Origin of the sequence: Pseudomonas sp. MF7453, from assembly GCF_016405455.1 — a bacterium.
GTDB classification, from domain to species: Bacteria; Pseudomonadota; Gammaproteobacteria; order Pseudomonadales; family Pseudomonadaceae; genus Aquipseudomonas; species Aquipseudomonas paralactis.
Genome location: NZ_JAEKCN010000019.1, coordinates 86,843 through 93,921, shown reverse-complemented (window position 1 = coordinate 93,921; position 7,079 = coordinate 86,843). Strand labels below are relative to the sequence as shown.

Sequence of the window (7,079 nt, the reverse complement as noted above, 5' to 3'; positions counted from 1 at the left end):
TCGTCGAGCGATGCCCGTCCAGGGAGGGATGGCCGAGCTCGATTCTCCAGAAGGTAGCTGGTGACACGAGTGTTGAGCCCACCCAACTAGGGTGACGGAAATTTCTGGGGTTCCGGCTTACATCCCCAGTTAGGAAAAGCGGAAGCGCCTGGTCATCTGCTGGTCAAGCGCTGCGCCGATGAAAGCCGGTCGCGTGGGGCCATGCCGGAGCCTGTGGCCACGTGTGATGCTTGGCAGGTGAAAGAGGTGGCTGTCGAAGCGCTGGCCAAGGAGGGTGGTAGGACGCTGGCCCTGATTTACTGTGCTTTCCTCGTAACAGGGTTCGGTGTGATGGTCTTCACCAGCCCAGCCTCGCCTCTTCGCTTGCGCGAGCGCCTTGGGTTGCAACGTCGCAAATAGCGCGCCCGGACCTAAAACAAAGCCCCGCATTGCCACTTATACCCTAAATATACATATCTCTTATTTAGAGCAGGGATAAGTGCCTAATAGACCTTAGTAACCGGGGCTTCTGTCCGTAAAAGCATTACGATGTATAAATACATCGTAATGCATCGAAACATGAATTCGTCGACTTCAGACACCAAGAACTTTTCGGATTGCTCGGGCAAAACCCACCTCGAACATTGTACGGCCGCGCTCATTGACGATTTCCCCGTGACTACCCTCTCGAAAACCTCGCTCCTCAAGGTAGTTAGACGATATCGCCTTTTCTAAGGCTTCACGCTCCGTCGGAGTCAGTTGAGCCGATGGGGCGAGCACAGCCAGTGGGTGTTCACCAGGCGCCGTCACGATAGTCGCTCCCAGCGGGCGTCGGTCCACTGTTACCTGCGTGTTGGACTTCAGGACGTTGAGTTGCGCCTTGAGCTTATCCCGCTCAGAGATGATGGCCTGCATGATGGAACGGATGGCTGGTTCTTCGATACGCATCAGGTACTCATGGCTCGCTAGCATCTTTTGCGGCTTGGGCATGGGAGGTCCAGCGTATGCAGCCCATGATTCGATGAGAGACTTATAATCTGCCGATTGCGCGTTGTAGAGCGCGCGCCCCTTCAAGATGCCCTCGGCTTCGGCTAAACGACCGATGATCGGTAATGAGAAGTCGCGGGAGCCAACTTCATGCTGCTTGCGGCAAAGCTCGTGCATTTTCGCCAAGTTAGACCGCCGGTTTGAGCGCCCACCTTTGGCGAGCAGCGACTCAAGAACTGCGTCTGGGTGGATGTCCATCTTTCGATTCATGCGTCATTTACCATGAGGATATCTTGTTCAGCATGGAACGCTTGGTCCATTTTTTTTGTGGGCAATAACGTGGCAAGATCCATATCGAATTGCTGGCTGAGGCTCTCGCCTGCATCTATCAATCGAATTACTTCCCGCTTACCAAGAACGGGGTTCGCTGGATTCATCTGCTGCCCAAGGTGGAGCAGGAAGGCGTTGCCGGCAATCAGTTGCTCCTGTTCGTTCAACAGCATGAACATGGGCGGTAGGTCTTGTCGGTAGAGAACTGAATCCAGCAACTGGCTACGGCGAAACACTGCCTTGCCGGATTCGAGGTCGGGATAGAGTGCGATATTTTCACAGACGCCAGCGAGCTGGAGCAATTCCGACTCTGTCTCCTGAAAGGCAATGTGCAATTCCCCAATTCCACCAGCGGCCACCAGTTGGTTGCCGTGACCCTGCGGGGATTCAAGCGCCATCTTGCAGCGTTCAATAAGACGCCAGCAGGCTACAAGATCCTCTGCTAAGTCACTAAAACGCTTCATTGTGCTCTCCCAGACACGCTCTGCTTGCCGGTAGGCACCCATATGCGCAAAGGGCTGACCAGCGTCTTCCGCTTCAGCTTTCTGCTTCTTCAAGCCTTGGAGTTCATTCTCACGAATGAGGCAAAGGTTGCGCGCCTCATCAAAGTGATAAGCGAGTGTATTGAAGTGGGCAACAAGCGCTGGCATGTAATGCGGCTCTGTCACAAACCAGCGACAGCGCACGCAGTTACGGCTGCCACCCGGAACGGGCCCATACTTCGGAGTTGAAGCTGAGCCGAAATTTGGGCCACCGTTGTAGCAGCCGCCAACTACGCCGTTATCCTCGATTTCGCTGGTGTTGCCACCAGCCAGGCACAGGCCGTGATGCATCGGCATCCAGCCCACTAAATTGCGCGCAGCTGGATGCTGCGGGATGGCGGAAGCGAGGCTAGGAATATTGTTGCAGATAGCCTGTTGAAGGAGTTCGTCATATTCGGTGTCGAGCAAGAAGTTCTGGATACTCGCCTCTTTACTCGCATTCAGTCGTTCTGCCGCATCGAGCAGCATATCGTGGATACGGGTTGCGCCTGGCTTTGTGTAATACAAAGTCATTATCAGACGGCTATGGCCAACGAGCTTTTGCAACACTGCGAACGGGACCTTACCTTCGAGTGCAAGCGCGGTGATGAGAGAGACACGCAGGCTGTGCAACGGAAAGAGGGTAGTCAATCCGTTGTTCTGTTCATCCGGCAGCGGGAGGAATCGAATTGGCGTACCGTTGCTATGGGTTTCTCCCCGGTCGGCAAGTCGCTGCTCCAGTGCACTTAATAGGCGGAACCAAGCGGGGAACAACGTAGTGTCCTTTAGCGGAAGTTGACGCTCGTGAATATCAGACTTAGGCACACGGAAGAGGAAGCAGGAATCGGGGTAGGACGCCAGTTGCATGTCGCTCTTCGCGGTGATGTGGCGGCCGTCTAACTCCGTCCATGCTGTGCGCCTCGAGATAGGATTGTACTTCTCCTGCCAATTGCGCAGCTTTTCCAACCAGTAGAATATGTCCTGATGCTTCGGTCCCCCGAAGGACCATGGCAACACGTAACCTTTCTCGGGACCTGACTTGGCGATGTCAGCGGTCTTATTGGTATTGATGTAGAGCACGGCTGAGACCGCTTCGCCATCGGCCAAGCGGTTGCTGCGGCGGAATACGCCCTGTTGTAGTGGCCGGCGTTCGCTACCCTGCGCAAGCCGATTAGGATTTAACGTCCAGTTCCCCGCCGCGTAGCGCCAGGTGTCGGCTTCGCCTGAGTCGAGCATCCGGACCTGGAAGGTGCGCAACGGCAGGATGAGCTTCGCGATCAATGCCACCCAGCGGACCGGGCTCCACATTTCTAGCCGCAAGCGGTCTTTCATTGGGCGCTCGCGCCACACACAGTCTGGGTCGTTCCGGTCAATCTGGTCTTCGTTTACCTCAAACCAGTCGGGCCCAGAACGCACGCGTTGGCCGGCTGCAATACTGAGTGAACTTTGTGCCCAATTCCAGTCACGGAAATGAGGTCCTGCGGCGAGCATCTGCCGCAGTTCGTCGATGTAGCCATAGGGTAGGGGCGAATGAACGCTCTCATCCCGTCTCATCCGCACCTTGGAATCAGAAAGACGTGGCACCGGGTTGTGAAAAGCAGGAGACACAACAGGTTCGCCATAGTCGTTGGCTTCACTGAGCTCATGCAGTAGCACAAAGTTCAGGAAGGCGTGGATGACATTATTGTACTTGATGCCTTCTTCTGAATCCGGACAGGCCGTACGGTAGAAATCGGGCAGGAGGGTTGTGCGCGCTAGGAGAACCGCGGGATCAAGCGGCAGCCTCTGCTGGACAAGGTAGCGCTCAAAGAAGGACACAAAGGCTCTCAACCTTTGGGCGATGCCAGTTGTTTCGCCCTCTAACCACAGCACCGTCAAGTCACGCCAGGCGGCGAGTTGAGGGTAATCCCGCCCGACCCAACTGAGGGTTTTATCCGTATTACGCTTAACCCCTTTTACCTTGGCGGTAGGTTTGGCGGATGCTCCCTGATCTGTCACATTTTCGTTCTCGTCCATGATGGTTCTCAGTCGTTCAGTTCGATATCAGCCAGTAATATGTTGGACTTGGAGAATGGCCCGGGATACGTGTCCCGCAATCGCTGCGCGGCCGACTCTAGTGCCGCGAAGGCTTCGCTGGTGTTCGTCCGTGTATACACTTCCTGGCTTTCCAGTGAGGAGTGATGCATAAAACGGCGGATGAGCGCCTTTTCGACGCCGGCGTTTTGCAGGCGGCGGCCGTAAGCATGACGATGCCCGTGTGGTGTCGTGCCCAGAGCCTTGTTAACTGTAAGTCCGATGCGCTTGCACGCGGCGGCATGGGCCTTATTGTATTGGGCAAGCGTATACATGGCTCCAATGGGCTCTCGGCTCAGGTTGATAAAGGCAAAGGGGTGGTCGCGCTCAATACGTGCAACCTGTTCGAGGTAGCGTCGCCAAAGCTGCTGGAACCATTTTCCATATTCGGGCAGGAACCAGTACGCCTGTTTGTAATATGGCCCATCGTGCGTACCGCCTTTCCAGCCGGCGTGGCGGCGGTCCAGTAAATCGGTGCGTGGTACGAGGCCAAACTGATGGGCAAGGTATTGCGCTCGCGTAACTTTGCGCGGTCTTCCTCCCTCATCGCGCCAATCAGTAGGCCCAAACCCATAACTCGGGTGGTGAATTAGAACTTTAGCTTGGTCAGGGCTTGAGGGCGCGGGGAAAACGTCCTGAATGTAGAGGTGAAACGGCTCAGATTCCCGAAAGCCCGCGCCGTGTAGCAGCAATGTGATCAGCATGCCGCGATAGTCCCGGCGCCCGCCTGCGTTAAAACCATTTAACAGTAATTCCTCAAAACGTTCTTCAGGAAAGGCAGGTGGCTCCCCCTTTTCCACTTTGGGCAAGCGTCGACTACGTATCCGGTGTCCGGTCTCGGAGGGGGCGTTCTGGGCCCAAGTATGACCTAGGAATGCCTTGTTTCGCCGGTACTGGTAGGCAGCTGCATCGATCTGACGGTCGAAGGCGCCGCCCTCATAGCGGGGATTCACTTTTGCGACTTCAGGGCGCATGTTGCCCAGCCAATCGAAGAAGTCAGTGAGGTTGGTGATAATTTGCGCTGCATCTTTCGGGGATCGTGGAGCCCAGCACAATCCGCTAGGATCTATACCCGTGCTGCGGTCAAATGTCCCTGTGTAGAGGCGTTGAGCAAAGTTCTGGAACAACTGATAGGTGTCACGCTCCGCTGGATTGGTTTGCATATATTCGAGGAATATCCGCAATGAACGAGTTAGCTTGATCATCCACATGAGGCTGCGGTCATGGCTGCGGTGAAGAAAGTAGTCAAGTAATGGTTCGAGCACTCCAGTAGGCGCCATTAACACTGGAAGTTCCGTATATACCCCCGTTGCGTCGGTGTAAACGCGAGCCTTGACCGTCACAAACACTAGATTAGCTCCCAATTTTTATTAGGATTAGAGTTGCCATTCATGCCCCTAGCCGATGACTTGGTGCGTCTCGCTGACCACCACAAGAGCTTTGCCGCGGTGCATTAAGTAGAAGCTGGATATGAGATCATCGTCAACGCCGGTTGCCGACGTTATTTCACTTAGCATGCCCACCCAGACGTAGCGCTGCGTTTCGAGACAGGCAAGGTAGTACCCAGTAGGCATCGAATTACCCCAATCAATAAAGAGGATACTCAGTTAACACTGAGAGCTTTCTAGTTTGATAGCCACATAAAGATACAATCATGCTAGCTGCACCTGCAAAAAAATCTGGCGAGCAATTATATGCCGCAACATTTTTTGAATTTCTTGTTGGAGCCGCATGTACAGGGATCATTTCTCCCAATTTTTTTATTATCCGAATTGCTGTGTATAGGGTGCGGCGCTACAAACTCAGTTACGCTCAACTCGCGCTTTATGAGTGACGATGTCTGGAAGAAATTCCAAATTTTGTTTTCTTGCTCGTAATGACTTTTTATTTCTTGCGTCCAGTTCTCGCAAGGCATGAGAAGAAAATCTTCTGAGCAATCTTCGTGATATTTTGGCGCGTTAATCGCAATACCAACTATGGTTTTCAATTCAGGGAAAGCGTTCTTTGCAGCGCCACAGGCAATCTCTAAAATTCGTTGCTTTTTACCCCTATAATCTTTCTGTTCCAATAGTTTCTGGCTAACTTTCAATTGAAGAAATACATACGCAGTTCCGTTGTGGTAGGACGGCATTAGGGTGACCTTTCTTGCTAAGCCTCCCATAGACTCAGGAAAGTCCTCCACCGACTTGAACATTGCGTCCGCTAGGGTTCGACGAATAAAACGAGGCTCTTTTACCATTTCAAATATTGCACTTTTTCCGCGCAATAAGTCCGCATTACCTCTGAGCGTTCCATCTAGCGAGTTCTGACATGTGCGCTGAATTATTTCATCCCACGCATATGATATTTGTGATGCTTTTTTGGTCTCTAGATAGACATTGCTATTAGAGAAGTCCCTCCATTCGCCTTCATGAATCATTAAGCCCGTAAGGTTTTCTTCGTCAACCCCGATGAAGTGTTTATTTTGCTCGTTAATATTTAGCAAGTAGTGTGCTAGCAAATCCTCTTCCCCGCAATAAGATAGCAGGTTCAAAGAATTGATGGCTTTGATTTTTGCATCAAGGTATAAAGAAAAATCGGTAACGGTATCTAGTTCATTTAACAAAATTGGCAGATTGTGACTGTCGAATACGTGTACTGGCTTATCCTTGTCCAAATTGATCATGAATGGCAGGCTGGGGGCCCCCGAGCTAGCAGAGACAGATGAGTAAGAAACCCCCAGGCTACCATAAATGTTGTCTTCGGACTGTTTTAAACATGCCTCTTTTGCGCCGTGTGCGACAACTATTTTGTGCACTATCATTGAGTCTAGATCAATATTCAATGGGAAAGGTATAGTGCACTTCCCATTCACATATATCTGCCGGCCGCTCTTGATATATCGCTCCGCACCATGCGCCGTGTTGATTTGTTTATCGATTACGTTTTTCTTCCATCGATCCCAAAGAATTTTTGGGTCTTTCTCTGAAGTTAGTGGAATTCGGTTGTCGCGATCGAAGAAGATAAAAACATGATTTCCAAATACGGCCAGTAAATCACATAGCTCGTGCTTGTCGTCTTTGTAGGGGTTTGGATAGGTCCAAAGCTTTAGGAAAGAGCGCTCGCAGTATTCAGAAAGAACACGCTCACTTTCTGTCACACCCATGCTTTTTTTTGATGTCATGACTGTTCCGTTGAGAAGAATTTACT

At 52.1% G+C, this 7,079-nt stretch carries 4 protein-coding genes; all 4 read right to left on the bottom strand.

Features of this window, described 5'->3' with window-relative positions; translation table 11 throughout:
• Positions 1-573: 573 nt before the first annotated feature.
• On the bottom strand, positions 574-1,236 hold the full coding sequence (gene gmtX / locus JFT63_RS24975) for a gamma-mobile-trio protein GmtX (protein WP_198844953.1): 663 nt from the start codon (positions 1,234-1,236) through the stop codon (positions 574-576).
• Positions 1,233-3,833, bottom strand: coding sequence for a gamma-mobile-trio integrase GmtZ (gene gmtZ / locus JFT63_RS24970; protein WP_198844952.1), 2,601 nt, complete (start codon positions 3,831-3,833; stop codon positions 1,233-1,235). The genes gmtX and gmtZ overlap by 4 nt, the downstream gene beginning before the upstream one ends.
• A gap of 8 nt (positions 3,834-3,841) precedes the next feature.
• Positions 3,842-5,233, bottom strand: coding sequence for a gamma-mobile-trio recombinase GmtY (gene gmtY, locus JFT63_RS24965; RefSeq protein ID WP_332875275.1), 1,392 nt, complete (start codon positions 5,231-5,233; stop codon positions 3,842-3,844).
• A gap of 347 nt (positions 5,234-5,580) precedes the next feature.
• Positions 5,581-7,053, bottom strand: a complete 1,473-nt coding sequence (locus tag JFT63_RS24960; RefSeq protein ID WP_198844950.1) for an SEC-C metal-binding domain-containing protein — start codon at positions 7,051-7,053, stop codon at positions 5,581-5,583.
• Positions 7,054-7,079: the final 26 nt, after the last annotated feature.